Source organism: Pseudomonas sp. (genome assembly GCF_026224925.1).
GTDB lineage: Bacteria > Pseudomonadota > Gammaproteobacteria > Pseudomonadales > Pseudomonadaceae > Aquipseudomonas.
The window spans coordinates 1-25,432 of record NZ_JAMFRV010000243.1 but is presented as its reverse complement, the minus strand read 5'-3'; the positions used below and the strand labels follow the sequence as shown (position 1 = coordinate 25,432).

20 protein-coding genes, 1 other RNA gene and 1 pseudogene are annotated in these 25,432 nt (G+C 56.2%); 10 read left to right on the top strand and 12 right to left on the bottom strand.

All coding sequences use genetic code 11. The features are described 5' to 3' along the window. The 9 genes and pseudogenes from M0974_RS10640 to M0974_RS10600 all read right to left on the bottom strand — a co-directional run. Nucleotides 1-545, bottom strand: a pseudogene (locus tag M0974_RS10640) (nuclease-related domain-containing protein); the annotation flags it as partial. 864 nt (nucleotides 546-1,409) lie between these two features. Next, on the bottom strand, nucleotides 1,410-2,666 hold the full coding sequence (locus tag M0974_RS10635) for an integrase domain-containing protein (protein WP_297836034.1): 1,257 nt from the start codon (nucleotides 2,664-2,666) through the stop codon (nucleotides 1,410-1,412). 187 nt (nucleotides 2,667-2,853) lie between these two features. Continuing rightward, nucleotides 2,854-3,253: a transfer-messenger RNA gene (ssrA, locus tag M0974_RS10630) on the bottom strand. Between the two features lie 121 nt (nucleotides 3,254-3,374). Continuing rightward, a complete protein-coding gene (locus tag M0974_RS10625) occupies nucleotides 3,375-3,662 on the bottom strand; it encodes a hypothetical protein (protein WP_297836032.1) in 288 nt (95 codons plus the stop codon). Nucleotides 3,663-3,866: 204 nt separating this feature from the next. Beyond that, entirely contained in the window at nucleotides 3,867-6,677 is a 2,811-nt protein-coding gene (locus tag M0974_RS10620) for an FAD-binding and (Fe-S)-binding domain-containing protein (RefSeq protein ID WP_297836031.1), read from the bottom strand. Beyond that, the gene (locus M0974_RS10615; protein ID WP_297836029.1) at nucleotides 6,674-7,345 is read right to left on the bottom strand and encodes a lactate utilization protein; all 672 of its coding nucleotides are present in this window, start codon (nucleotides 7,343-7,345) and stop codon (nucleotides 6,674-6,676) included. Before M0974_RS10615 ends, M0974_RS10620 begins: the two co-directional genes overlap by 4 nt. Beyond that, nucleotides 7,345-8,811: a LutB/LldF family L-lactate oxidation iron-sulfur protein gene (locus M0974_RS10610; RefSeq protein WP_297836027.1), complete on the bottom strand. Its 1,467-nt coding sequence runs from the start codon at nucleotides 8,809-8,811 to the stop codon at nucleotides 7,345-7,347. The genes M0974_RS10615 and M0974_RS10610 overlap by 1 nt, the downstream gene beginning before the upstream one ends. Further along, nucleotides 8,808-9,632, bottom strand: coding sequence for a (Fe-S)-binding protein (locus M0974_RS10605; protein ID WP_297836025.1), 825 nt, complete (start codon nucleotides 9,630-9,632; stop codon nucleotides 8,808-8,810). The genes M0974_RS10610 and M0974_RS10605 overlap by 4 nt, the downstream gene beginning before the upstream one ends. Nucleotides 9,633-9,812: 180 nt before the next feature. Continuing rightward, nucleotides 9,813-11,507 carry a lactate permease LctP family transporter gene (locus M0974_RS10600; protein WP_297836024.1) on the bottom strand — a complete coding sequence of 565 codons (1,695 nt, stop codon included), beginning with the start codon at nucleotides 11,505-11,507 and terminating at the stop codon, nucleotides 9,813-9,815. 408 nt (nucleotides 11,508-11,915) lie between these two features. Here M0974_RS10600 and M0974_RS10595 point away from each other — a divergent pair, with 408 nt between their 5' ends. Continuing rightward, complete coding sequence (locus M0974_RS10595) at nucleotides 11,916-12,683, top strand: FCD domain-containing protein (RefSeq protein WP_297836022.1); 768 nt, start codon at nucleotides 11,916-11,918, stop codon at nucleotides 12,681-12,683. Nucleotides 12,684-12,809: 126 nt separating this feature from the next. Here the strand turns inward: M0974_RS10595 and smpB are convergent, their stop codons facing one another. Next, complete coding sequence (gene smpB, locus M0974_RS10590; protein ID WP_297836020.1) at nucleotides 12,810-13,292, bottom strand: SsrA-binding protein SmpB; 483 nt, start codon at nucleotides 13,290-13,292, stop codon at nucleotides 12,810-12,812. A gap of 193 nt (nucleotides 13,293-13,485) precedes the next feature. Between smpB and M0974_RS10585 the strand changes: the two genes are divergently transcribed. Then, nucleotides 13,486-13,920: a type II toxin-antitoxin system RatA family toxin gene (locus tag M0974_RS10585; protein ID WP_297836018.1), complete on the top strand. Its 435-nt coding sequence runs from the start codon at nucleotides 13,486-13,488 to the stop codon at nucleotides 13,918-13,920. Then, on the top strand, nucleotides 13,913-14,224 hold the full coding sequence (locus tag M0974_RS10580; RefSeq protein WP_297836016.1) for an RnfH family protein: 312 nt from the start codon (nucleotides 13,913-13,915) through the stop codon (nucleotides 14,222-14,224). Before M0974_RS10585 ends, M0974_RS10580 begins: the two co-directional genes overlap by 8 nt. Nucleotides 14,225-14,274: 50 nt before the next feature. Here the strand turns inward: M0974_RS10580 and M0974_RS10575 are convergent, their stop codons facing one another. Beyond that, nucleotides 14,275-14,796, bottom strand: coding sequence for an outer membrane protein assembly factor BamE (locus M0974_RS10575; protein WP_297836014.1), 522 nt, complete (start codon nucleotides 14,794-14,796; stop codon nucleotides 14,275-14,277). Between the two features lie 97 nt (nucleotides 14,797-14,893). On the opposite strand from M0974_RS10575, the gene fur reads away from it, so the two are divergent. Beyond that, nucleotides 14,894-15,301: a ferric iron uptake transcriptional regulator gene (gene fur, locus M0974_RS10570; protein ID WP_297836013.1), complete on the top strand. Its 408-nt coding sequence runs from the start codon at nucleotides 14,894-14,896 to the stop codon at nucleotides 15,299-15,301. Between the two features lie 72 nt (nucleotides 15,302-15,373). Here fur and recN read toward each other — a convergent pair whose 3' ends face one another. After that, nucleotides 15,374-17,047, bottom strand: coding sequence for a DNA repair protein RecN (gene recN, locus M0974_RS10565; RefSeq protein WP_297836011.1), 1,674 nt, complete (start codon nucleotides 17,045-17,047; stop codon nucleotides 15,374-15,376). A 274-nt stretch (nucleotides 17,048-17,321) separates the two neighbouring features. Between recN and grpE the strand changes: the two genes are divergently transcribed. The 6 genes from grpE to carB all read left to right on the top strand — a co-directional run. After that, the gene (grpE, locus tag M0974_RS10560; RefSeq protein WP_297836009.1) at nucleotides 17,322-17,885 is read left to right on the top strand and encodes a nucleotide exchange factor GrpE; all 564 of its coding nucleotides are present in this window, start codon (nucleotides 17,322-17,324) and stop codon (nucleotides 17,883-17,885) included. Nucleotides 17,886-17,988: 103 nt separating this feature from the next. Continuing rightward, a complete protein-coding gene (gene dnaK, locus M0974_RS10555) occupies nucleotides 17,989-19,908 on the top strand; it encodes a molecular chaperone DnaK (protein WP_297836008.1) in 1,920 nt (639 codons plus the stop codon). A gap of 168 nt (nucleotides 19,909-20,076) precedes the next feature. Next, complete coding sequence (gene dnaJ, locus M0974_RS10550; RefSeq protein ID WP_297836006.1) at nucleotides 20,077-21,207, top strand: molecular chaperone DnaJ; 1,131 nt, start codon at nucleotides 20,077-20,079, stop codon at nucleotides 21,205-21,207. Nucleotides 21,208-21,229: 22 nt separating this feature from the next. Next, the gene (dapB, locus tag M0974_RS10545; protein ID WP_297836005.1) at nucleotides 21,230-22,033 is read left to right on the top strand and encodes a 4-hydroxy-tetrahydrodipicolinate reductase; all 804 of its coding nucleotides are present in this window, start codon (nucleotides 21,230-21,232) and stop codon (nucleotides 22,031-22,033) included. Between the two features lie 265 nt (nucleotides 22,034-22,298). Then, complete coding sequence (gene carA / locus M0974_RS10540) at nucleotides 22,299-23,435, top strand: glutamine-hydrolyzing carbamoyl-phosphate synthase small subunit (protein ID WP_297836003.1); 1,137 nt, start codon at nucleotides 22,299-22,301, stop codon at nucleotides 23,433-23,435. Nucleotides 23,436-23,567: 132 nt separating this feature from the next. Beyond that, nucleotides 23,568-25,432: carbamoyl-phosphate synthase large subunit (carB, locus tag M0974_RS10535; protein WP_297836001.1), on the top strand; the 1,865-nt coding region annotated here is incomplete at its 3' end.

The window sequence follows — 25,432 nt, the reverse complement described above, 5'->3', positions numbered from 1 at the left end:
CATGAAAAATTTGCGGGAAAAGCGGGAAAAGCAGATAAATTTATTTTCTGTGCAAAGCCGCCGCCCTCGATGACATTGGCCGGCACCTCGGTTTTTTAAGGTACTGCCGCCGACTAAGGTGATGACCGAGTGCAGGCGGGCCGGATTATGGCCAAGGGTGGTCTCCAGCGCCTTGAGGTGCTTGTAGTTCTGTCGGAGTGGGTTCCTGACTTGAATGTGTGCTTGTAGAGCTTATGCGTCCACTCGGGCTGCATCTCGCGGCCGAAGATCCAGCAGCTTATGTAGTTTGTTTCCAGCCCGAAGGTGCCATTGGACGAGAGGAATACGGGGCCGATCTGTGTGGTGCCGTCTGGTTTGTTTAGCGTGACATTGTGCAGGTGGCGGTAGGTACGCTTGTCCTGCTGCCAATGGGAGAGCAGATGCATCAGGAGTACGCCAATATGGCCCTTGGCCCAAGGTGACTTGGGTAGGCCGATCAGCGGGATCAGAGGGATAAAGAACCCCAAGGTGTCCAGGACCTGCGTGATGATGGGGGTGAAATCCATTTCCTGACCTTCAACAATCCTGAGATGTTCCGGATAGTACCGAAAGTAAGCGTAAATGACCGGAAGTATTGCAGTTTAGGTTGTCTTGCTACCTTTGTTCACTCAGTGCGCAATGAACCTGATAGAACCGAAAGCAGGCCTGGTTCGAAAGACTGTTTGGATTATGGGCGCGGGCAGTAAATGCCTGTGTTCGCGGTGTCAGCTTTACATTTGGCTCGTAGAGCCTGGGGTTTCAAAGGGATCACCCTTTGGCACCGGATGTGTATACATCCATGGCGTGCCTGTATTTTTTATTGGGTTGCTGCTTTTTCTGGCTGACATGTATTTGTCAGGCGTTTACAGGGCATTTGTCAGGAGTCGAGCGGGCTGTCATGCCTTTGTCAGGCATTTGTGGGGACACTGCCAAGTGTTTTTCAGGTTTGGTTGAAGTTGGGAGCGTAAGAAGACGCTTGATACGCGACGTTGGTAAAGGGGAGGGATTCCGGCTATTTCTTGTGACGTGCGGTTCGAAGAGAGCGTGCGGCGCTCATGGGCTATCAGGGTCATTGGCCAATTAATATTATTAACTACCGAGCTCTTAGGGTTGGCTGCTAATTATCGTCAGTGCGACAAGTAATCCTAGATATCCACGCTGTCGATATCATCTGACTGGGCCGGTGTATCTAAAGCCAGGATTAGTATTCAGAACGTTTGGGCGATAGAGCGTGAGTCCCTGAGCATGGGAATGCGGAGCCTTCCCATACTCAGGGACTTTGACTAAGGAGCGCAGGCGTGCGGGAGATTTTGCGATAGTCGTGAAGTCTTCCGCCATGCTGCACGACACGGTTACACGGTTTTTCTCCGGTGCCACCAGCCTCAGGATGCTCAGCGTATAGGTACGACGTTGAGGTCTCTGGTGTGATTGATCGCGGCTGCCGACAGGCTGCCGGTGGCCGCCTTCTGGATATGTTCACTCCACCAAGTCATCATCGGACGCCGGCGTTCGATGTAATCCGCCCGGTTGTAGGCGCTTCGAACCTCGTCTTTATCGACATTCGCCAGCGCGACTTCGATCAGTTCCGGATCCCACCCATGCTCGTTCAGGATGGTGCTGGCCATTGAGCGCATGCCATGGCTGACCAAGCGGTCCTGAAAGCCCATGCGCTTCAACGCCATGTTGGCGGTCTGGCTATTGGCGTGAGTACGTGGGTTTCGGTCTGCCGGGAAGACATACTCTCGATGACCGCTATGGGACTTGAGTATTTCCAGCAATGCCATGGCTTGATCGCTCAGCGGGATGCTGTGTGGGCGGCGCTTTTTCATCCGCTCCTGAGGGATGGTCCAGACACGCCTTTCAAAATCGATGTCTGCCCAGCTAGTGGTCGCCGCCTCTGCAGGGCGAGTCATGGTATGCAACTGCCATTCGATCAGGCAGCGGGTCGTGCGTTTGATACTGGCGTTTGCGATTTCCAGCATGAGCTCGGGTAGCTCTTCGGGCGGGAGCGCGGCCATGTTTTCTTTCCTGGGTTTCTTAAAAACCGCCCGTATGCCACTGAGCGGGTTGGCGAAAATCAGGCCGGAGTTCACGCCGTAGGTCATGATCTCGTTAAGCCGCTGACTAAGGCGTTTGACCGTCTCTAGGCTGCCTTTCGCTTCGATTGGACGAAGCAGCTCGATCACCATCGGCGCGGTGATTTTCACGAGTGGCGTCGTCTTCAAGTCGGGGAACACATGCAGCGTGAGCGACCGCCAAATGTCCTCGGCGTAGGCTGGGGTGACCGAGTCTTTCTTGAGCTCGAACCAGGCGGTGGCCACGTTCTCGAAGGTGTGTTCGGTTTCTGCGCGCTTGGCCTCATTTAGCGTATCGCGTTGCACTTTCGGATCGATGCCTTGGGCGAGCAGCTCGCGGGCTTGCACTGCCATCTTTCGGGCGTTCGCCAGCGAAAGCTCTGGGTAGGTACCCAAGCCCATGTTAATTCGGTTCTTCGTCACCGGTTCACGGTAATTGAAATTCCACAGCAGAGAGCCGTTGCTGCGTACACGGAGTTGCAAACCGTCCCCGTCGGTGAGGACGTAATCCTTGGACGCGGGTTTGACTCCCTTGAGCTGTCGATCGGAAAGGCGGAGGGTTTGAGCAGGCATGAGATTTCCCTCAAGCACTGATTTGGTATTCCAAAGATTAGCACCGGATGGGCTGGAATACCGTTTGGAATACCAGAAATTCTGGAACTCCCAAAAGCTACTGAGACCTCAATAGCCGCTAAATCCCTGTATTCACTGGATTTCAGGCACAAAAAAAGACGTCCGTGGACGTCTTTAGATGTTGAAGTGGTGGAGCCGGGGGGATTTGAACCCCCGTCCGCCAGTACTCCGCTGTCGGTACTACATGCGTAGCCGTGTCTATTAAGTTAACCCGCAGCGGCCCGACGGGCAGGGTGCATTGGGCGAGTTGTGTAAGTTTTAGCCGCTTCGTCCACAACGTACTGCACGGCGATCCTGTTCTGCATGACAATCACTTCGAGTTTACAGGCATCCTCTAGTGATTGCTGGTACCGAAGTAACCAGAGGCTCAGGCTCTAGTCGTCGCAATTAAGCGGCGAGTGCGAATTCCTGGCCGTAGTTTTCGTCATTGGCAACTATAAAAGTTGCAACAGTGGATTTACGAGTTCTGTTACCAACTCGGCATGCACCTAAAGTTTCGCGACCAGCGTCGAATCCTAATCGGCCCCGATAGCAACCGCGTGAGCAGTCAGGTGACCGATTCTACCCGAATGATCGGACCACGTCGACCACCTGTCTGCAGCGGTGCTGAAAAGCAGGCCAACCTGCGACTGGCCTTGTACGCAAAGATTACTTCGAACCGCCATCGCTATCGCCGGCGTCGCTTTGGTCCACGTCATCAATGGCTTTGGTGGTGAGCTCTATACACTTCTTGTCATCACCAGCAGCGTGAGCGGCCATGGCTGCTTTCTGAGTTTCCATAAGCTCCGTTTTTTGCTCTTCGCCGATGTCGCTGCCCGAGGCTAGGTCGTCTTTGATGGTCTGCAGATTCGCCCCACACAGATCTTCAGCGGCAAATACCGGGGAAGCCAACAGTGCGGCAGCGAGGAACAACCCTGTGAGTGCGGTACGCTTCATGTGTATCTCCTAAGCCTGTGGACTCGGAGTATCCGGTCTATGAGGCCCGTCCGAGGTCTGTGGTAAGCCCTTTTTTGTGGGGCTTAAAGAGATGGACTGTCACGGTTCGCAGGGGTTCTATTATTTCTTCTATCTCATTTGAAATAGCCATCCCAGCGGGTTCCGGCACCATGACGGGGCATTTTTCGCCCCGTCCTATCAGCGTTACACCGACTTTCTCTGTGTCACTCGGTCGACCAAATACACCAGGCCGTGGTAGTCGATACCGCCATGCTGCGACAGTCCGATTTCACAGGTGCGGCTGGTTGAAATGCCCTCGTTGCAGAACTGCACCGCATCTTTCAGGGTACGCAACGAATGCGCGTTCAACTCTGGCGTGGTGAAGCCTTTGTCGCCCGCAAATCCACAACAGTGAATGCCTTCAGGAATGACCACGTTCACGCTACACAGCCGCGCCAGTTCGATCAGTGCCTGACTTTCGCCCAAGTGCTGGGTGCTGCACGTTACGTGTACCGCAATCGCTTCTTGCTGAGGCGTGAAGTGCAATTTGTCCAACAAGTGGGTGCGGATGAAACGCACCGGGTCGTACAGGTCCAGGCGTGTGTCTTTGAGGTCCTGGACGAGGCGCAGGGTGCAGGGGCTGGTGTCGCAATAGATCGGATCAAGGCCGCCACGGCTAGCTGTCAGCAAGGCCGCGAGCAGTTCCTGGCGTTTATGCTCGGCCTGTTCGTTGTAGCCCTTGGACGCAAATGGCTGACCGCAACACAGGCTGTCTTGGTTGTCGGGGAAGACCACTTGGTAGCCGGCTTTTTCCAGCAAGCCCTGGGTCTTTTCCAGCAGCGACGTTTGCTCGCGATCACTGGCGGCGGGGCCCATGACGCGCGAGACGCACGCTGCCAAGTACACCACGCGCGGGCGCTGATCGTTCACCGGTGGGCTGAAACGAATCGCCCGTTCCGGTTGCGGCATTGCGGCGGTCCACAGCGGTATGCGCCCATCCGATGCCTTACGCAATGCGGCGGAGAGTTTTGCCAGGCGTGGCGCACCCAAGAACATGCGTGCGCCGTTGGCCACGTGCAGGGTGAAGCGCGCACCCTGTAACGTGGTCTTGAAGTGATCGGCCAGCCAATTTGCGGTTTTGCCGTGGGTCGCTTCTCGGCTGCGAAGTTTTTTCACCAGCTCGCCGGTATTGATGCCCACTGGGCAGCGTTGTGCGCACAGGCCAGTGGCGGCGCACGTGTCGATGCCTTGGTAGTGGTAATCGCGTTCCAGGTCGGTGGTGTTAATGCCCGCGCGTTTCTTGGCCTGAATGTCACGCCAGATGACGATGCGTTGCCGTGGGCTCAGCGTCAGCCCTTTGGATGGACAGACCGGTTCGCAGAAGCCGCACTCGATGCATTTGTCGACGATTTCATCGGCGGCAGGCAACGGTTTCAAATGTTTTAGGTGAATCTGCGGATCGTTACTCAGCACCACGTCGGGGTTAAGAATTCCATTCGGGTCGAGCAGGCGTTTGAGCTGCCACATCAGTTGATAGGCATCGCTGCCCCATTCCAACTCAACGAACGGCGCCATGTTACGGCCGGTGCCGTGCTCGGCTTTCAATGAGCCACCGAATTCGACAGCGACCAGCTGCGTGACGTCCTCCATGAACGCCTGATAGCGCGCGACTTCTATTGGGCTCTCGAAGCTTTGGGTGAAGACAAAGTGCAGATTGCCCTCCAACGCGTGGCCGAACAGAATCGCCTCATCGTAATGGTGCTTCTCGAACAGCGCGATCAGGCGTCGTACGCCAATCGCCAGTTGCTCTACGGGGAAGGTCACGTCTTCGATGATCACCGTGGTGCCGGTTTTACGCACCGCGCCGACGGCCGGAAAGGTGTCTTTACGGATGGCCCATAGGCGCGCGTTTTCCAGTGGGTCTTCGGTGAAGTCGACTTGCTTGTCTACGGGGAACGGTGCCAGCGAGTCCATGATGTGCGCGAGCTGTTCATGCAGCAGGACTTGGGACGCAGCGCGGGATTCGATCAGCAACGCGCAGGCGTTTTCCGACAATTCACGCACGAATGCCGGCATGCCCGGTTTGTTCTGCACCGAGCGCATGCTGCGACGATCCAGCAATTCGACGGCGGCAACCGGCTGGGTTTTCAGCACAGTGACTGCGTTGCAGCAGGTCTCCACATCCGGAAACACAATCAGCGCCGATGCCTTGAAAGGGTGGTCGATGACCGTGTCGTACGTGACTGCGCTGATAAACCCTAGCGTGCCTTCGGAACCCACCAGCAAGTGGCTGAGGATATCCAGCGGCTGGTCGAAATCCACCAGCGCATTCAGTGATAGGCCGGTGGTGTTTTTTAGCCGGTATTTGTGCCGAATTTTTGCCGCCAGCTCAGTGTTGGCGCGGGTTTCACGACCGAGGCGAGCCAGGTTTTCCAGCAAATCAGAATGACTGTCGCGAAACGCTGCAACACTGCCCGGGTCTTCGGTATCGACACTGCTGCCGTCAGCCAATACCAAGCGAATGCCCGCCAGCGTGTAATAACTGTTTTGCGCCGTACCGCAGCACATGCCGCTGGAGTTATTGGCGACGATGCCGCCAATTTTGCAGGCGTTGATCGACGCCGGGTCGGGGCCGATCTTGCGCCCGAACGGCGCCAGCCAAGCGTTGGCCTGAGCACCGATGACGCCCGGTTGCAGACGGATCTGAGTGCCCTGGCCGCGAATTTCTTTCGCGTTCCAATTGTCGCCCAACACCAGCAGCACCGAATCGCTGATGGCCTGCCCCGACAAACTGGTTCCGGCTGCCCGGAACGTCACCGGTACTTTTTCCGTCTGCGCCACTTTAAGCAGCGCGACGACTTCTTCCTCGGATTCGACGCGGATCACCAGCTTGGGTATCAGCCGATAGAAGCTGGCGTCGGTGCCGAAGGCCAAGGTCGACAACGGATCGTCGAAGCGCCTGTTCTGCGGGATCAGCCGTTCTGCTTCACGCACAAATGCAATGGGCAGGTTCATGCATCCTCCAGAATCAGCACCACCAAATCTTTCGGGCCGTGAGCGCCATACGCCAGAATTTGCTCGATGTCTGCGGTTTTAGATGGCCCGGACACCAGCAGCGCATTGGTCGGCATGTTGACCGGCCACTGTTGTTTTTGCTGGACCTGGTAAAAGTTTTCGTAGATCTCGCTGGCCTTGAGCAACGCGAAATGCACCGGCGGCACCAAGCTCATCAACCGCGGCTCTTCGCGGGTTGGCCACAGGATTAGGCTGCCCGTCGCGGCAATCGCGCCCAAGGTGGTGGTGAAACTGGCGGGGGTGTCATCGAACAGCTCGGTTTTCCACTCCTCGATCGGCCGGTCGTAAGCCTTAAGCGCCGGCAATTCGGGATGAATCGACCAATGCTCAGTGACGCGTCGACCGTGGGGCGTGCCGGGTGCGATGAGCAGGCTTGGCAGTTGCCGGTCGCTGACCAGCTTGCCTAGTAACGCTGGCCAGGCGCTTTCGGCACTGAGGTGGATTTCAGTGTGGACTGCTTCCATCAGTTTGCGCAGTTGCGCGATACGCAACTCGGGCGCGTAGCTCCACGGCGTGGTCACCAAGTCTTCGTCGAAGGTATCGGCAATCGGCGTGGCGCCGGTCAGGCTGCGGCGCAATTTGTTAAGAATATTCTCTCTGGCGCTCATTATTGTTCTCCGCCTTGTTTGGCCAAATGCTCGCGGGCCAGTTCGTGCAGCGAGCGTGCAGCGGGTTTCGGCGCGCTGTGATTCTGCGTCCAGGGACCGATGTTGCCAGGCGTCAGGTTGCGCAGGCGAGTGGCGAAAAAGCCGAATACTCGGTACAGCGTTGGCGAGCTGTTGAGTCGCGACCAGGCATTCCAGATGAAGCGTTCTTTGCGCGAATATTTACTGCCTTGGCCGCGCATGACTTTGTGCGGGTCATCCGGGGATTTGACGTTCTCTTCTCGCAGGCGCCGCAACAGTGCCGGGATCGGGATTTTCACCGGGCACACTTCGCCGCAGGCGCCGCACAGCGATGACGCGCTAGGGTGATCCGGGACTTTGTTCAGGCCGACCATGTGCGGCGTGATGATCTTGCCGATAGGGCCAGGGTAAACCTCGCCGTAGGCGTGGCCGCCGATTCGGGTATAGACCGGGCAATGGTTCATGCAGGCGCCGCAGCGGATGCAGTTCAGCGTTTGGCGCAACTCACTGTCAGCAAAGGCCTGGCTGCGACCGTTATCCAGTAGCACCAAATGCACTTCCTGCGGGCCATCCAGCTCGTGTGCTTTGCGTGGGCCGGAGATCATGTTGACGTAAGTGGTGATCGGAATGCCCAGCGCCGAGCGCGTCAATAGCGACAGCAGCGGCACGGTGTCACGCAGGTTTTCGACGACTTTTTCTATTCCGGTCACTGCGATGTGCACCGGCGGCACCGATGTGCACATCCGCCCGTTGCCTTCGTTTTCTACCAGCAGCAGGGTGCCGGTTTCAGCCACGGCGAAGTTGACGCCGGACACACCGATGTCCGCTTCAAAGAATTTTTGTCGCAATACTTTACGGCCGATCTGAATCAATTTATCGACATCGTTGGTGTAGTCGACACCAAGCTTTTCGTGGAACAGATGGCCCACTTGCTTAGCGTTTTTGTGGATGGCCGGCATGATGATGTGCGACGGCTTTTCGTGATCGAGCTGGACGATGTATTCGCCCATGTCGGCTTCCAGGCACTCGACGCCACGCGCCCCAAGGAAGTCGTTCATCTCCATCTCTTCGCTGACCATCGACTTGCCCTTGATCACCTGTTTGGCGGCATGGGCTTCGACGATTGAAAGAACGATGGCATTCGCTTCGTCCACCGTTTCCGCCCAGTGCACTTTCACACCGTTGCGGGTCAGGTTGGTTTCGAGCAGTTCAAGCAGGTCGGGCAATTTCGACAGCGCGCGGGCTTTGATCGCGTTACCCAGCTCACGCAGGCGCTCACGTTCATCGGCATCGCTGAACGCCACGGCGCGCTTGGTCATCAGCGAGTCCATGGCGGTGCGGAAGTTGTTGCGCAGTTGTTTGTCGGCCAACGCTTTGTGGGCGCGAGCGCGGAAGTCGTCTCCGGCTTCTTCGACTTCCATCACAGGAATTCGTGTAGGGGTGTTCATTGACCACCTCCGGTGCGTTGCCACAGGAAACTGGCCAAATGTTGGCCGCGCAGCGATTCCCGTTGTTTTTCCAGCGAGCCGTTGATGTTCATCAAGCAGCCACAATCAGCCGTCACGACTTGATGCGCGCCGGATTCTTTCAGCGAGCGGGTTTTGTCGGCGACCATCGCTCCGGAAATGTCCGGCATGCGCACACTGAACGTGCCGCCAAAACCACAGCATTCGCTTTCATGACCGTGGTCGACACGTTCCACGTTGCTCATCTGCGACAGTAACGTCCGCACGTGCAGGTGGGTGTTCATTTCCCTGCGTGCGGAGCAAGACGTGTGCAGCGCAACCTTGATCGGTGCGCCGTTGTCATTCAGTTGAACCTTACACACGAACAGCAGGAACTCGGCCAGCTCATAGGTACGAGCAGCCAAGGCGTGGACCTGTTTGAGGGTGTCCGGCTCGTCCTTGAACAAGTCGGGATAGTGCTCGCGCAACATGCCGGCACATGAACCGGATGGGACGATGACCGGGTAATCGCCGGCAAATAACGCCAGTTGCGAACGCGCGACCTCTCGGGCTTGATCGGTATAACCCGAGGTGTACGCCGGTTGTCCGCAACAGCTTTGCCCTTGAGGGAACTCCACCCGAATGCCTTCGCGTTCGAGCAAGTGAATCGCATCCATGCCGGCTTCTGGATAAAACAGATCAACCACGCAGGTACCGAACAGGTAAACCCGCTCAGGCTTCACATCAGGGTATTGGCGTGGTGCGGCGCGTGGCGGTGCGACACGGGTCGCATTCGGCACGGCGTTGTAATAGAGCTCGCTCATCAGGCGTTTCTCCGGGTGGGCCCGGTTATCCGTCCAGCGCAGCGACTGAAAGATGAATCGCTGAAACTTTCTGCCGCGTTGCAGACCGGGTTATGAATGGTTGGCGCCGGGTGGTTAGCCCGACGCCAATTCGTTGCGGTGTGCGTTACAGGTGTTGCGATTTGCTGTCTATTGACAGTCTTAGATCACCAGCATGCCGGTGAGCCAGTAGGCTTGAATCAAAGTGATGCAGCCAACAATGACGGCGAAGAACAAGCTGTGCTTGAGGGTAAACCGGAACAAGTCGGCCTCTTGACCCACTAGACCAGTGGCCGCGCACGCCACGGCGATCGATTGTGGCGAGATCATTTTGCCAGTCACGCCGCCTGTGGAGTTCGCCGCTACCATCAGTACGTCACTGACGCCCACTTGGTGAGCTGTTGTGGCTTGCAGCGAACCGAACAGCGCGTTGGACGAGGTGTCGGAGCCGGTCAAGAACACACCCAGCCAGCCGAGGAACGGTGAGAAGAACGGGAACGCGGCGCCGGTGGATGCCAACACCAGTGCCAGCGTAGTGGACATGCCGGAGTAGTTCATCACGAAGGCAAAAGACAGCACCATGCCGATGGAGACAATGGCCCAGCGCAGTTCCAACAGGGTTTCTTTAAATGTGCTCAAGCCTACACCTGGCTTGATTCGCAGCACGATCATTGAGATCAGCGCCGAGATCAAAATCGCAGTACCCGATGCGGCGATCAAGTCGAGCTTGAACACTGCTGGCATCACGGTCGGGTTAACCACAACCGGAGCCATTTTGGAGACCAGTTGATCCAGGTGCGGGACCGGAATGTTAATGGTCCAGGCTTGCAGCGCAGCACCGGCGGCGAATAGTGCCTTGAACGGTTTCAGCGTCCAGATGGTGACCACGGCCGTCAGGATCAGGAATGGCGACCACGCTTTGAAGATCTGGCCGCTGTTGTATTCAGACGCGATCGAGGTGCGTGGTTGACCGAAGCCGCCTGGGCTGGCAACGACCGCAGCTGACAACGATGCGCCGGCCATGGTTGCGCCGGCAGTGCGTTTTGGCTGCCAGACTTTGAGGAACAGCGTCAGGGAAACCAGGCTGATCAGTGCCGAGACGATGTCTGGCAGTTCTGGACCAATGAAGTTCGACGTCAAGTACTGGCTGACTGCGAAGCTACCACCGGCAACCAATGCTGCTGGCCAAGTCTCTTTGACGCCGCGCTTGCCGTCCATGATGAACATCAGCCAGAACGGCACGAATAGCGAGAGTAACGGCAACTGGCGGCCGGCCATCGCACCAATCTTGAACGCATCAATTCCGGAAACCTGCCCGGCAACGATGATTGGAATGCCCAAGGCACCGAATGCAACCGGCGCTGTGTTGGCAATCAGGCACAAACCAGCGGCGTAAAGCGGGTTGAACCCCAAGCCTACCAACAGCGCTGCGGTAATCGCTACCGGCGCGCCGAACCCTGCCGCACCTTCAAGGAAGGCACCAAAGCAGAAGGCGATTAGAAGCACTTGCAGGCGCTGGTCGTCGGTGATGGTCAGTACCGAGCTGCGAATAATCTCGAACTGGCCACTTTTGACGGTCAACTTGTAGAGGAATACCGCTGCGACAATGATCCACGCGATGGGCCACAGGCCGTAACCAAAGCCATAAATGGCCGAAGCGATGGCCATGTCCGCCGGCATGTGGAACGCGAAAATCGCAATCACCACCGACAGCAGCATAGTGATCGTGCCCGCAACATGACCCTTGAGCCGGAACACGGCAAGCGCCAGGAAGAAAAACGCAATGGGAACGACTGCCGCGATGGCGGAAAGGCCAAGGCTGCCGAGTGGGGTATAGAACTGTTGCCAGGTTTGCATAGTGAGGTGGCCCCTAATTATTGTTGGTCAGGCCCGGTGTACCTTGTTGCTTGTGCGTCGCATGCGGGTCCGGGACTAGCGCTGAGCATAGCCGTCGAACCGATGCTGACGAACGAGTCGCGCAGTTCACCAGTCAAGCCCTTCGTTATGTCGAAAGGTCTTGCAACGCTGTGGAGAATGTCCACTAAACGTCGGCATTGGATAATTGGTAAGACCAATTTACAATGTCTGGACGCTAGGTTAGAAGCCTTGCCACCGGTGTGTCAATTTGCTCTTCTAATACTTTCGTCGATTTGTTGAATTTTTTGCGCTGATGGGCTGTTTTCATCTGTATCTGAAGGGTGTCGGCGCGGCGGCAATCGGCGAGAATAAGCGGTCCCGGTAAATGATCGGGGTTCGGAGATTTCTATGGGGTTTGATCAAGTGCGTCAGCGTCGTTTGTCTGACGATATTGTCGAGCAGCTCGAAGGAATGATTCTCGAAGGTACATTGCAGTCTGGAGAGCGCCTTCCTGCTGAGCGCGCGTTGGCCGAACAGTTTGGCGTGTCTCGCCCGTCACTGCGCGAAGCTATCCAGAAGCTCACGGCCAAGGGCCTGTTAGTCAGCCGTCAAGGTGGCGGCAATTACGTGGTCGAAAATCTTGGCTCGACCTTTAGTGATCCGTTGCTGCATCTGCTGGAAAGTAATCCGGATGCTCAGCGTGATCTGCTGGAATTTCGTCAGACGCTCGAAGCGTCATGTGCGTACTACGCCGCCCAACGCGCGACCGACCTGGACCGCGAGCGGCTGCGGACAGCGTTCGACTTATTGCAGAGTTGTTATTCGCGGGTAGGCGAGGTAAGCCGGGCCGAGGAGGGTGAAGCGGATGCCAGCTTTCACTTGGCAATCGCCGAAGCCAGCCATAATGCGGTGCTGTTGCACACAATTCGGGGTTTGTTTGATTTGCTCAAGCGCAATGTCGTGACCAACATCGGTGGCATGTATAAACAGCGCACCGAGACCCGCGACATGCTGATCAGCCAGCACCGTGAGTTGTACATGGCGATCATCGAAGGTCGTGCGGACGCTGCACGCGAAGTCTCCACACGTCATTTGCTGTACGTGCAAGAGGTGCTTGAAGAGGTGCGGCAGCAGGTACAGCGGACGGCGAGGGCGGAGCGGCGCAAGGGGGTTTGATTGGGGCTGAAATAGAGGTTGTTTGAGCTGACGCTTTCGCGAATGAATTCGCTCCCACAGAGGACTACGGATCTACTGTGGGAGCGAATTCATTCGCGAAAGGTGCGACGCGGTTAAGCGTCGGACCTAATCATCCTTACCTTTGCTCCGAACCGCGCGTTGCAGCTCGCGATCGGAGTCGCGCTCACGTTCGGTGTGGCGCTTGTCGTATTCCTTCTTGCCTTTGCCTAGCGCAATTTCACACTTGATCAAGTGTGCTTTCCAGTAAATGGAAAGGGCCACGCAGGCATAGCCTTTTTGCTGAACCGCGGTAATGAGCTTTTCGAGCTCGCGCTGGTTGAGCAAGAGTTTTCGGGTACGTGTCGGGTCAGCGATGACGTGTGTGCTCGCAGTCGTCAGTGGCGAGATATGGCTACCCATGAGCCAAGCCTCCCCATCTTTGAGCAGCACATAACTGTCGACCAACTGCACCTTGCTGGCACGCAAACTTTTTACTTCCCAGCCAGCCAGGACCAGACCGGCCTCGAACTTATGTTCGATGAAGTAATCGTGACGCGCCTTTTTATTTTGCGCGATGGTCCCTGTGGGGTGTTTCTTGAGCTTAGCCATAGGGGACGCATTATAGGGAGTCAGTGCGCTGTCGGCTACGGTCAACCTGCGTGCTTGAGCACCTTGATTGAATCCCGGACAATGCGTACTCGATATTCATCCATTGCTTGGTTGGTTTGAGCATCAAGCTCTGGCATCAGGCAGGTTTTTTTGTGAACGATGCTGATGCAATTTATTTGGAAGTGATGCTGACATGACTACCCATATTCAACGTTCAGCCCTGTTGCCTTACCCAGCCCAGGCGCTTTATGACTTGGTAAACGATGTCACTCACTACTCGGAATTTCTGCCGTGGTGTTCTTCAGGCGTGGTGCTGGACGCGAGCGACGTGCACATGCGCGCCCGTGTAGAAATTGCCAAGGGCGGTCTTAGCCAGCATTTTGTGACGCGCAATACCCTAGTGCCCGGGCAGTCGATTGAGATGAACCTTGAAGAAGGGCCCTTCACTCAACTGCACGGCGTCTGGACATTCAAGGCGTTGGGCGAAAAGGCCTGCAAGATTAGCCTGGACCTGTCTTTCGATTACGCGGGGCCGATTATTCGTGCAACCTTAGGCCCGTTATTCAATCAGGCGGCTAACACGTTGGTTGACGCATTTTGCCAGCGAGCGAAACAGCTACATGGCTGAGGTGCGGATCGAAGTCGAAGTGGTGTATGCCGCTATTGATCGGCAAGTCCTGCTCAGTGTTGATTTGCCCGTAGGGACAACGGTGCGTGCTGGGTTGGTAGCATCCGGTATTGGTAAGCACTTTCCCGAGCTGGATCTGGCCCACTGTCCGGTGGGGATATTTGGCAAGGTCGTGAGTGATGGCGAAACACGTGTGCTGATGACTGGCGATCGGATCGAGATCTACCGACCGTTGTTGGCCGATCCGAAAGAAGTTCGTCGTTTGCGCGCCGCCAAGGCTGTGTTGGCCAAGACGAAGACGTAAAAAAACCCGGCATGCCGGGTTTTTTTGTTGATGCTGAGAACCGTGTGTCGTTATTGAGGCGACGTTTGCAGTGGTTCTTGGGTCGGAACCGGTACGCTTTTAACCTTATCAACATCATTCTGAATCTGTTCAAGCAACGAACCCGGCTTTGGCGGCTCGTCGGCTTTAGGTGTTTCACCTTTGGCTGGTTCTTCCGTCGTGTCGCTGTGCTTGCCGAGAATGGCTTCGTCACGGCTTACGCCCGGCTTGAAATCACCGGAAAGACTGGCCAGTTGGTCGTTGGCATTAAAAATTAGCGTCATGCGTTCCTGTTGGCGTTCGCCACCTCCAGGCTGCAGGCTATACAAATAATCCCAGCGGTCAGTATGGAACGTGTCAGTCAGCAAAGGATTGCCCATAATAAACCGTACCTGCCGCCGGGTCATTCCCGGGCGTAACTGGTCTATCATGTCTTGCGTGACGACATTGCCCTGCTGGATGTCGATTTTGTAAACCCCGGGGATTGAACAGCCGGCGAGTGCGATCAGTCCCACGAAGGTGAAACTGGCTAGCAGGAGCTTGGTGTTTTGCATCGGTGGGCGACTTCCACTATCTTGGCTGGGGAAACAAAGCCCCGATCATACCCGCATTAAGAGAAGCTGCGAAGCAGCATCCGCGAGAAAGCTGACCATGGTTGAAAATAGCGAACTACGTAAAGCCGGACTAAAAGTGACCCTGCCACGGGTTAAAATTCTACAGATGCTCGATTCCGCCGAGCAACGCCACATGAGCGCCGAGGATGTTTACAAGGCACTCATGGAAGCTAACGAGGATGTCGGCCTGGCCACGGTTTACCGTGTACTGACTCAGTTCGAAGCAGCCGGATTAGTGGTTCGCCACAATTTCGACGGCGGTCATGCTGTATTCGAACTGGCTGACGGCGGCCACCACGACCATATGGTCAACGTGGAATCTGGCGAAGTGATCGAATTCTTCGAAGAAGAAATCGAGAAGCTTCAAAAGGGGATTGTCGAGAAGCATGGTTACGAGTTGGTGGATCACAACTTGGTGCTCTACGTGCGCAAGAAGAAGGTTTAAGCCTTCTGGCAGCGACAACAAAGGCGGCCCTAGGGTCGCCTTTGTGCGTTCTTATGTTCACGGTTTGCTTGGTCAGACCTTGGCGGTGACGACCATTTTTTTCGCGTGGGCCAATGATTCCTTGGTCAAGTCGATGCCGCCGAGCATGCGCGCCACTTCTTCTATACGTTCGGTCTTGCTCAGCTTCGAGACGGCGGTGCGTGTCGCATCGCTGTCGCGCACCTTGTGCACGAATAAATGCTGGTGCCCTTGCGCGGCCACCTGAGGCAGGTGAGTGACCGTCATGACTTGCCCGCGCTCCCCAAGACGTCGCAGCAGCTGCCCGACGATTTCTGCGGTGGGTCCGCCAATGCCGACATCGACTTCATCGAATACCAGTGTGGGTACGCGGGAGGTTTGTGCAGTGATGACCTGAATCGCCAGGCTGATTCGTGACAATTCGCCGCCCGAAGCAACTTTAGCCAACGCCTTGAGGGGTTGTCCTGGGTTGGCACTGACCAGTAACTCCACCTGTTCCAGTCCATTAGGCAGCAACTCTTTGCTGCTGTTGGGGCGCAGTTCGATGCTGAACCGGCCGCCAGGCATCCCTAGGCGCTGAATCTCCTGCTCGACCGCCGACGCCAGATTAGGTGCGGATTGTTGACGCAGATCACTTAGCTCCCGCGCTTTGTCGTGATAATGACGTGCATAAGCGGCCAGTTCGTTTTCGAGACGTTCGATTGATTCGTCGTTGGCGTTCAGCGAGTCTATCTCGTCCAGCAGGCGCTGCTGAAGGGCAGCAACCTCCGTCGGTTGAATGCGGTGTTTGCGCGCCAAGGTATAAATGATGTCCAGGCGTTCTTCCAGTTGCTGTAAGCGTGCCGGGTCGGCGTCGAAGTGATCGAGAAAGCGATTCAATTCGCCCACGGCTTCTTCGACTTGGATCTGTGCACTGGACAGTAAACTTGCGGCTTCGCTCATGGCGGTGGGTGAGCTGGTGGCAGCGCTCAAGCGATTGAGGCTGGCGGTCAGTGCATTCAGTACATTGCCGGAGTCGTTTTCGCTGCATTGTTCGACGACCTGACGACAAATGCTCAACAAGCTTTCAGCGTTGGTCAGGGTTTTGTGTTCTTGCTCCAGTTGTTCCAGTTCGTTTTCGCCAAGGCTCAAGCTTTCGAGTTCTTCGAGCTGATAGCTGAGTAATTGATGGCGCGATCGCTGTTCGTCACCGGAGTTAGACAGTCGTTCCAGTTCCTGTCGCGCCTGACGCCATCTCTGCGCTGCCAGATGCACTTGGCGCGCAAGGTCGTTGGCGCCGGCATATTCGTCCAGCAGGCGGCGGTGAGTGTCTGTTTTGAGCAGGGATTGATGTTCATGCTGGCTGTGGATATCAATCAGGAATTCGCCCAGTGCCTTCAAATCGCCCTGGGGGCACGGCGTACCATTGATATAAGCGCGTGAACGGCCTTCGGCGGTGATGACCCGGCGCAGGATGCACGGCCCATCGTTGTCGAGGTCGCGCTCTTGCAGCCAGGCTCGCGCTTCGGGGATATCGGTAATGTCGAACGTGGCGAGAATGTCGGCCTTGTCAGCGCCGGGACGAACCACGCCACTGTCGGCGCGATCACCCAGCGTCAAGCCGAGTGCGTCGAGCATGATCGACTTACCCGCACCGGTTTCGCCAGTAATTACACTCATGCCTCGGTCCAGCTCAAGATCGAGATGTTCAACGATGGCATAGTTATGTACGGACAGGTGCACCAGCATAGAGGTGGCTCCCAAGCAATTTGTCTGGTTATTTATACAGTGTTTTGTTTCCTGCTGACAATGCCTGGGCTTAGCTCGATTTGGACGATTTATCGGCGTTTTAAGTTCTTTGTGTGATTTGTAACGCGCTTGCAGTGACCTAGGAGCAAGATATTTTTTGACCAGGCTCAGCGCCGCTGTGCGCCTTGCTGCCCTTGAAGCTGAAAATTAAGACCCCATATAGCGGGACAGAAGCGTGAGTTGAGCTCACGGATGTAATTGAAAGGAGAAATCTATGGCTGACGAACAGAATCTGGATACGCAGACTCAAGATCAGACCGCTGAAGCGGTTTCGGGTGATGACATGGTGGCGCGCGTGCAAGGGCTTGAAGAGCAATTGGCGACCGCCCAGGACCAATCCCTGCGAGTGGCTGCGGATCTGCAGAATGTCCGCCGCCGTGCCGAGCAGGATGTAGAAAAAGCTCATAAGTTCGCTTTGGAGAAGTTCGCAGGCGATTTGCTTCCGATCATCGACAGCCTGGAGCGCGGTCTGGATTTGTCCAGCCCGGACGATGAAAGCATTCGTCCAATGCGCGAAGGTATCGAGCTGACACTGAAAATGTTCCAGGACACCCTGAAGCGTTATCAGTTGGAAGCCATCGATCCGCACGGCGAACCGTTCAACGCCTCGCAGCACCAGGCAATGGCCATGCAGGAAAGTGCAGACGTCGAGCCTAACAGCGTGCTCAAAGTGTTTCAGAAGGGCTATCAGCTCAATGGCCGCTTGCTGCGTCCGGCAATGGTTGTTGTCAGTAAACCCGTTGCACCTGTTAGGCCATCGATTGATGAGCAGGCTTGAAATCAGCCATCAGGCCCCCATTTAGAAGTCATGCGTTTAAGTGCTACCGCAATTTGTAAACGCAGTTGCGGCAACCAAATCTAAGTTCCAGGAGAGAATTAACATGGGCAGAATCATCGGTATCGACCTGGGGACCACCAACTCGTGTGTTTCCATTCTTGAAAACGGCAATGTAAAAGTTATCGAAAACGCCGAAGGCGCGCGCACCACGCCGTCCATCGTCGCTTATGCAAATGACGGCGAAATCCTGGTTGGCCAGTCTGCCAAGCGTCAGGCAGTGACCAATCCGCACAACACGTTGTATGCAGTAAAGCGTTTGATCGGTCGCCGCTTCGACGAAGAAGTCGTGCAAAAAGATATTCAGATGGTCCCTTACAAGATCGTCAAAGCTGATAACGGCGATGCATGGGTCGAAGTCAACGGTCAGAAAATGTCGCCTCCTCAGATTTCGGCTGAAATCCTGAAGAAGATGAAGAAAACCGCTGAAGACTACTTGGGCGAAGCAGTAACAGAGGCGGTGATCACCGTTCCTGCCTACTTCAACGACAGCCAGCGTCAAGCGACTAAAGATGCCGGCCGTATCGCTGGTCTGGACGTCAAGCGCATCATCAACGAACCTACCGCAGCTGCTTTGGCTTACGGTATGGACAAAGCGAAAGGCGATCACACCGTCATCGTTTATGACTTGGGCGGCGGTACGTTCGACGTTTCGGTTATCGAAATCGCTGAAGTCGATGGCGAGCACCAATTTGAAGTACTGGCTACCAACGGCGATACGTTCCTGGGTGGTGAAGACTTCGACATTCGTTTGATCGACTACCTCGTTGACGAATTCAAGAAAGAAAGCGGCATGAACCTTAAGGGTGATCCGCTGGCCATGCAGCGCCTGAAAGAAGCCGCTGAGAAAGCCAAAATCGAATTGTCTTCCAGCCTGCAGACTGACGTTAACCTGCCGTACATCACTGCAGACGCAACCGGTCCTAAGCACTTGAACGTGAAGATTTCTCGCGCCAAGTTGGAAGCCCTGGTTGAAGACCTGGTCAAGCGTACGATCGAGCCTTGCCGCATTGCTCTTAAAGATTCGGGTATCGATGTTGGTAAAATCGACGACGTGATCCTGGTCGGCGGCCAGACCCGTATGCCGTTAGTGCAGAAGCTGGTTACTGAATTCTTCAGTAAAGATGCTCGCAAAGACGTTAACCCGGACGAAGCGGTTGCAATGGGTGCTGCTATCCAGGGCGCGGTATTGTCTGGCGACGTTAAAGACGTATTGCTGCTGGACGTTAGCCCGCTGACGCTGGGCATCGAAACCATGGGCGGCGTGTTGACTGCGCTGATCGAGAAAAACACCACGATTCCTACCAAGAAATCGCAAGTGTTCTCGACTGCCGATGACAATCAGGGCGCAGTGACTATTCACGTTCTGCAGGGCGAGCGTAAGCAAGCGGCTCAGAACAAATCGCTGGGCAAGTTCGACTTGGCTGACATTCCGCCAGCTCCACGCGGTGTGCCTCAGATCGAAGTGACCTTCGACATTGATGCCAACGGTATCCTGCACGTAGGCGCCAAAGACAAGGCAACGGGTAAAACCCAGTCGATCATCATCAAGGCCAACTCCGGTCTGTCTGAAGAAGAAATTCAACAGATGGTGCGTGACGCTGAAGCCCACGCTGAAGAAGACAACAAGTTCGTCGAGCTGGCTGCTGCCCGCAACCAGGGTGACGCACTTGTGCACTCGACTCGCAAAATGATCGTCGATGCTGGCGAAAAAGTGACCGCGGAAGAAAAAACCGCGATCGAAGCTGCGCTGACTGCTCTGGAAGCTGCCGTTAAAGGCGACGACAAAGCGGCCATCGAAGCCAAGGTTGAAGAGTTGTCCAAGTTGACTGCTCCGGTTGCACAGAAAATGTACGCCGAAGAAGCTGCTAAGCCGCAAGGCGCCGGTGACGCTCACGCTGAAGAGCCTGCAAAAGCCGACGACGTCGTCGATGCAGAGTTCGAAGAAGTGAAAGACCACAAGTAAGCCAAGGCTTACTTGAAAGCCAGTTGACCGCAGTCCAGCGGTCACTGGTAGGATGTCGCCGCGCGGGAGCTTGCTCCCGCGTTGGCGTGTCTGGAATAGACGAAATTTTTCGGCTGGCGGGTTTGACCCGAAAGCCATGCGGCAAAGTATCAAGAGTGCGGAAGACTTATGGCTAAGCGTGACTACTACGAGATATTGGGTGTGGAGCGCGGCTCCAGTGAAGCGGACCTGAAAAAGGCTTATCGCCGTCTCGCAATGAAACACCACCCAGACCGCAACCCCGACGACAAAGCGTCTGAAGACATGTTCAAAGAGGCCAATGAGGCCTATGAAGTGCTTTCCGATACCAGCAAGCGTGCGGCTTACGATCAGTATGGTCACGCGGGTGTTGACTCAAGCATGGGCGGCGGCGGTGCTGGTTTTGGTGCTGGCGGTGCCAATTTCTCCGACATCTTCGGTGATGTGTTCAGTGACTTTTTTGGTGGTGGTCGTGGCGGCGCGCGTGGCGGTGCCCAGCGTGGCAGCGATCTGCGTTACACCCTCGAACTGAATCTTGAAGAAGCGGTACGCGGCACAACGGTCAGCATTCGAGTGCCGACCTTGGTCAATTGCAAGCCGTGCGATGGCTCAGGTGCGAAGAAAGGCTCTGCGCCGATTACCTGTCCGACGTGCGGTGGTATTGGTCAAGTGCGCATGCAGCAGGGCTTCTTCTCTGTGCAGCAAACCTGCCCGCGTTGCCACGGGCACGGCAAGATCATTTCTGATCCATGCGACTCGTGCAAAGGCGAAGGCCGCGTCGAAGAATACAAAACCCTGTCGGTGAAAGTGCCGCCTGGCGTTGATACCGGCGATCGTATTCGTCTGTCTGGCGAAGGCGAAGCGGGTACGCAGGGCGGCCCGACCGGCGACCTGTATGTGGTCATCAATGTTCGCGAGCACGCGATCTTTCAGCGTGACGGCAAGCATTTGTTCTGTGAAGTGCCGATCAGCTTTGCCGACGCAGCATTAGGCGGCGAATTGGAAGTGCCAACGCTAGACGGCCGGGTCAAACTGAAAATTCCGGAAGGCACGCAGACCGGTAAACAGTTCCGCTTGAAAGGTAAAGGTGTTGCCCCGGTTCGCGGTGGCGGTGCTGGCGACTTGATGTGCCGTGTTGCAGTCGAAACTCCGGTTAATCTGGGGCGTCGTCAGCGCGAGTTGCTTGAAGAGTTCCGCGCGACCCTCGAAGGCGACAGTTCGCATTCACCTAAAGCCAGCGGTTGGTTTGAAGGTGTTAAGCGTTTCTTCGGCGATTTGTAAGGGCTATCGGCAGGAGCTAAGCATGCGACGTATTGCAGTAATGGGCGCCGCTGGGCGCATGGGCAAAACCCTGATCGAAGCCGTTCAGCAAGCGCCTGGCGCAGGTTTGACGGCGGCAGTTGATCGTCCGGACAGTTCGTTGGTCGGCGCGGATGCTGGCGAGTTAGCTGCGTTGGGTCGTATCGGTGTACCGCTGTCGGGCGACTTGGCCAAAGTGGCTGACGAGTTCGATGTGTTGATCGACTTCACGCACCCGTCAGTGACCCTGAAGAACCTGGCTTTTTGCCGTAAGGCTGGCAAGGCTATGGTCATTGGCACCACCGGGTTTTCCGTGGAAGAGAAGCAGCGTCTGGCTGAGGCAGGGAAAGAAATTCCCATCGTCTTTGCTGCCAACTTCAGCGTCGGCGTCAATTTATGCCTGAAACTGTTGGACACGGCTGCGCGCGTACTGGGCGACGATGTTGATATCGAGATCACCGAGGCTCATCACCGTCATAAGGTCGATGCACCTTCGGGGACCGCTCTGCGCATGGGTGAAGTCATTGCCAAGGCGTTGGACCGGGATCTTGAAAAGGTTGCGGTTTACGGTCGCGAGGGCCAAACCGGTGCCCGTGATCGCCAAAGCATCGGCTTCGCGACGATTCGTGCGGGCGATATTGTTGGTGATCACACGGTGTTGTTTGCTGCGGACGGTGAGCGGGTTGAGATCACTCATAAGGCGTCCAGCCGTATGACCTTTGCCAAGGGCGCCGTCCGTGCCGCATTGTGGCTCCAGGATCAACCTCCGGGCCTTTACGACATGCAAGACGTGCTGGACCTGCGTTAACCGATTCATCAAAACCCATGGTTTTCATGGGTTTTGACCCCGTTTTACCCCGCCTCGCGATGTTCCGTCGCATTCCCCTGTCTTTTAGACTCATTGGCGGTAGACCAAAACCCCCCTTTTCTGTAACCTACAGCTTTAGTGTGTCCACTAAAAGCGCGCAGATAATTCGACTAATTCGACAAGCAAGCGGGGTGACGTGTCTACGTCATTCCGCTTTTTTGCAACCTGCGAATGCCCTTTCAGGCTTTAACTACGGGAGGTCTTCTTGACTAAGCCAGCCATACTCGCCCTTGCTGATGGCAGCATTTTTCGCGGCGAAGCCATTGGAACCGACGGTCAAACCGTTGGTGAGGTGGTGTTTAACACCGCAATGACCGGTTATCAGGAAATCCTTACCGATCCTTCCTATGCCCAACAGATTGTTACCCTGACTTACCCGCACATCGGCAACACCGGTACTACACCAGAAGATGCCGAGTCTGATCGCGTCTGGTCGGCCGGGCTGGTTATTCGCGATGTGCCGCTGGTAGCGAGCAACTGGCGGAACAAGATGTCCCTGGCGGACTATCTGAAAACCAACAATGTGGTAGCGATCGCAGGCATCGATACCCGTCGCCTGACCCGCATTTTGCGTGAGAAAGGTGCACAAAACGGCTGCATCATGGCCGGTGACAACATTTCTGAAGAAGCTGCGATTGAAGCCGCACGCGGTTTCCCAGGCCTCAAAGGGATGGACCTGGCGAAAGTCGTCAGCGTCAAAGACCGCTACGAATGGCGCTCGGGCGTATGGAATCTGGCGACCGACAGCCATCCAGACTTCGCTGCTGCTGATCTGCCTTACCACGTAGTGGCGTTTGACTACGGCATTAAGCTGAACATTCTGCGCATGCTGGTCGATCGCGGTTGCCGCGTCACCGTGGTCCCGGCTCAGACTCCGGCCAGTGACGTGCTAGCACTCAGCCCTGATGGCGTCTTCCTGTCCAACGGTCCTGGCGATCCTGAGCCGTGCGACTACGCGATCAAGGCTATTCAGGAATTGCTGGAAACCGAGACGCCAATCTTCGGTATTTGCCTTGGCCACCAGTTGCTGGCACTCGCTTCTGGCGCCAAGACCCTGAAAATGGATCACGGCCACCATGGCGCGAACCACCCGGTCCAGGATCTGGACACCGGAGTGGTGATGATTACCAGCCAGAACCACGGTTTCACCGTCGACGAAAGCACCTTGCCGAGCAACCTTCGCGCGACGCATAAGTCGTTGTTCGACGGCACTTTGCAAGGCATCGAGCGTACCGACAAGTCCGCGTTCAGCTTCCAGGGTCACCCTGAAGCGAGCCCGGGTCCTACCGATGTTTCGCCACTGTTTGATCGCTTCATCGACGCCATGGCCAAGCGGCGCTAATCGGCTGCCTTGAGGAATTAGTGCGCAGAGGGTTGGGCTGAGCCCAGGTGATGTTGTCTGGATGATCCGCCCAACGCCCTGAGAGTAATGTTCAAGACGGCTTGCCGACTGACTAGAATTTGAGTGACAACCATGCCAAAACGTACAGATATAAAAACCATCCTGATTCTTGGCGCCGGCCCCATCGTGATCGGCCAAGCCTGTGAATTCGATTACTCCGGCGCCCAGGCCTGCAAAGCCCTGCGCGAAGAGGGTTACCGCGTCGTTCTGGTGAACTCCAACCCGGCCACCATCATGACTGACCCGTCGATGGCTGACGCGACCTACATCGAGCCGATCAAATGGCAGACGGTTGCCAAGATCATCGAGAAAGAGCGTCCTGACGCGCTGCTGCCAACCATGGGCGGCCAGACTGCACTGAACTGCGCACTGGACCTGGAGCGCGAAGGCGTTCTGGAGAAGTTCGGTGTAGAGATGATTGGCGCCAACGCTGACACCATCGACAAGGCTGAGGACCGTTCGCGCTTCGACAAGGCGATGAAATCCATCGGCCTTGATTGCCCGCGCTCAGGCATCGCCCACACCTTGGAAGAAGCGTACGTCGTGCTTGAGAAGCTAGGCTTCCCGTGCATCATCCGTCCGTCCTTCACCATGGGCGGCACCGGTGGCGGTATCGCTTACAACCGCGAAGAGTTCGAAGAGATCTGTACGCGCGGTCTCGATCTGTCACCGACCAAAGAGCTGTTGATCGATGAGTCGCTGATTGGTTGGAAAGAGTACGAGATGGAAGTCGTCCGTGACAAAAAGGACAACTGCATCATCGTCTGCTCCATCGAAAACTTTGACCCGATGGGCGTGCACACTGGCGACTCGATCACGGTTGCGCCAGCGCAAACGCTGACCGACAAGGAATACCAGATCATGCGTAACGCCTCGTTGGCGGTACTGCGTGAGATCGGCGTTGAAACCGGCGGCTCCAACGTCCAGTTCGGCATCTGCCCGGACACCGGTCGTATGGTTGTGATCGAGATGAACCCACGGGTTTCCCGCTCTTCGGCCCTGGCGTCGAAAGCCACCGGCTTCCCGATTGCTCGGGTCGCAGCCAAGCTGGCCATCGGTTACACCCTCGACGAATTGCAAAACGAAATCACCGGCGGCAAAACCCCGGCGTCGTTCGAGCCGTCGATCGACTACGTCGTCACCAAGCTGCCACGCTTCGCTTTCGAAAAATTCCCTAAGGCGGATGCACGCCTGACCACTCAAATGAAGTCGGTCGGCGAAGTCATGGCCATCGGCCGGACCTTCCAGGAGTCCCTGCAGAAAGCTCTGCGCGGTCTGGAAGTGGGCGTCTGCGGTCTCGATCCGAAGCTTGATCTGACCAATCCGGAAAGCATGGCCGTGCTTAAGCGCGAACTGACCGTGCCGGGTGCCGAGCGCATCTGGTACGTGGCAGACGCTTTCCGTGCTGGCATGACGGTTGATCAGATCTACAGCATGAACATGATCGATCACTGGTTCTTGGTTCAGATTGAAGACCTGATCAAAGAAGAAGAGAAGATCAAGACCATGGGTCTGGCGACGATTGATCGCGACCTGATGTTCCGCCTCAAGCGCAAAGGCTTCTCAGACGGTCGTCTGGCCAAGCTGCTGGGCGTTACCGAGAAAAATCTGCGCCGTCATCGCCACAAGCTTGAGATCTACCCAGTCTACAAGCGCGTCGACACCTGCGCGGCCGAGTTTGCGACGGACACTGCTTACCTTTACTCGACTTACGAGGAGGAGTGCGAAGCCAATCCTTCTACTCGCGACAAGATCATGATCCTGGGCGGCGGTCCTAACCGTATCGGCCAAGGCATCGAGTTCGACTACTGCTGCGTACACGCGGCACTCGCGCTGCGCGAGGACGGATTCGAGACGATCATGGTCAACTGCAATCCGGAGACCGTCTCGACCGACTACGACACCTCCGACCGCCTGTACTTCGAGCCGCTCACGCT

What these genes read in the sequence shown, in the direction of transcription:
- dnaJ (WP_297836006.1), top strand. Translation starts at nt 20,077, where the DNA reads ATGGCTAAGCGTGACTACTACGAGATATTGGGTGTGGAGCGCGGCTCC.
- M0974_RS10585 (WP_297836018.1), top strand. Translation starts at nt 13,486, where the DNA reads ATGACTACCCATATTCAACGTTCAGCCCTGTTGCCTTACCCAGCCCAG.
- M0974_RS10580 (WP_297836016.1), top strand. Translation starts at nt 13,913, where the DNA reads ATGGCTGAGGTGCGGATCGAAGTCGAAGTGGTGTATGCCGCTATTGAT.
- M0974_RS10620 (WP_297836031.1), bottom strand. Translation starts at nt 6,677, where the DNA reads ATGAACCTGCCCATTGCATTTGTGCGTGAAGCAGAACGGCTGATCCCG.
- dapB (WP_297836005.1), top strand. Translation starts at nt 21,230, where the DNA reads ATGCGACGTATTGCAGTAATGGGCGCCGCTGGGCGCATGGGCAAAACC.
- recN (WP_297836011.1), bottom strand. Translation starts at nt 17,047, where the DNA reads ATGCTGGTGCACCTGTCCGTACATAACTATGCCATCGTTGAACATCTC.
- M0974_RS10575 (WP_297836014.1), bottom strand. Translation starts at nt 14,796, where the DNA reads ATGCAAAACACCAAGCTCCTGCTAGCCAGTTTCACCTTCGTGGGACTG.
- M0974_RS10610 (WP_297836027.1), bottom strand. Translation starts at nt 8,811, where the DNA reads ATGAACACCCCTACACGAATTCCTGTGATGGAAGTCGAAGAAGCCGGA.
- M0974_RS10615 (WP_297836029.1), bottom strand. Translation starts at nt 7,345, where the DNA reads ATGAGCGCCAGAGAGAATATTCTTAACAAATTGCGCCGCAGCCTGACC.
- grpE (WP_297836009.1), top strand. Translation starts at nt 17,322, where the DNA reads ATGGCTGACGAACAGAATCTGGATACGCAGACTCAAGATCAGACCGCT.
- M0974_RS10635 (WP_297836034.1), bottom strand. Translation starts at nt 2,666, where the DNA reads ATGCCTGCTCAAACCCTCCGCCTTTCCGATCGACAGCTCAAGGGAGTC.
- M0974_RS10595 (WP_297836022.1), top strand. Translation starts at nt 11,916, where the DNA reads ATGGGGTTTGATCAAGTGCGTCAGCGTCGTTTGTCTGACGATATTGTC.
- fur (WP_297836013.1), top strand. Translation starts at nt 14,894, where the DNA reads ATGGTTGAAAATAGCGAACTACGTAAAGCCGGACTAAAAGTGACCCTG.
- M0974_RS10600 (WP_297836024.1), bottom strand. Translation starts at nt 11,507, where the DNA reads ATGCAAACCTGGCAACAGTTCTATACCCCACTCGGCAGCCTTGGCCTT.
- dnaK (WP_297836008.1), top strand. Translation starts at nt 17,989, where the DNA reads ATGGGCAGAATCATCGGTATCGACCTGGGGACCACCAACTCGTGTGTT.
- M0974_RS10625 (WP_297836032.1), bottom strand. Translation starts at nt 3,662, where the DNA reads ATGAAGCGTACCGCACTCACAGGGTTGTTCCTCGCTGCCGCACTGTTG.
- smpB (WP_297836020.1), bottom strand. Translation starts at nt 13,292, where the DNA reads ATGGCTAAGCTCAAGAAACACCCCACAGGGACCATCGCGCAAAATAAA.
- M0974_RS10605 (WP_297836025.1), bottom strand. Translation starts at nt 9,632, where the DNA reads ATGAGCGAGCTCTATTACAACGCCGTGCCGAATGCGACCCGTGTCGCA.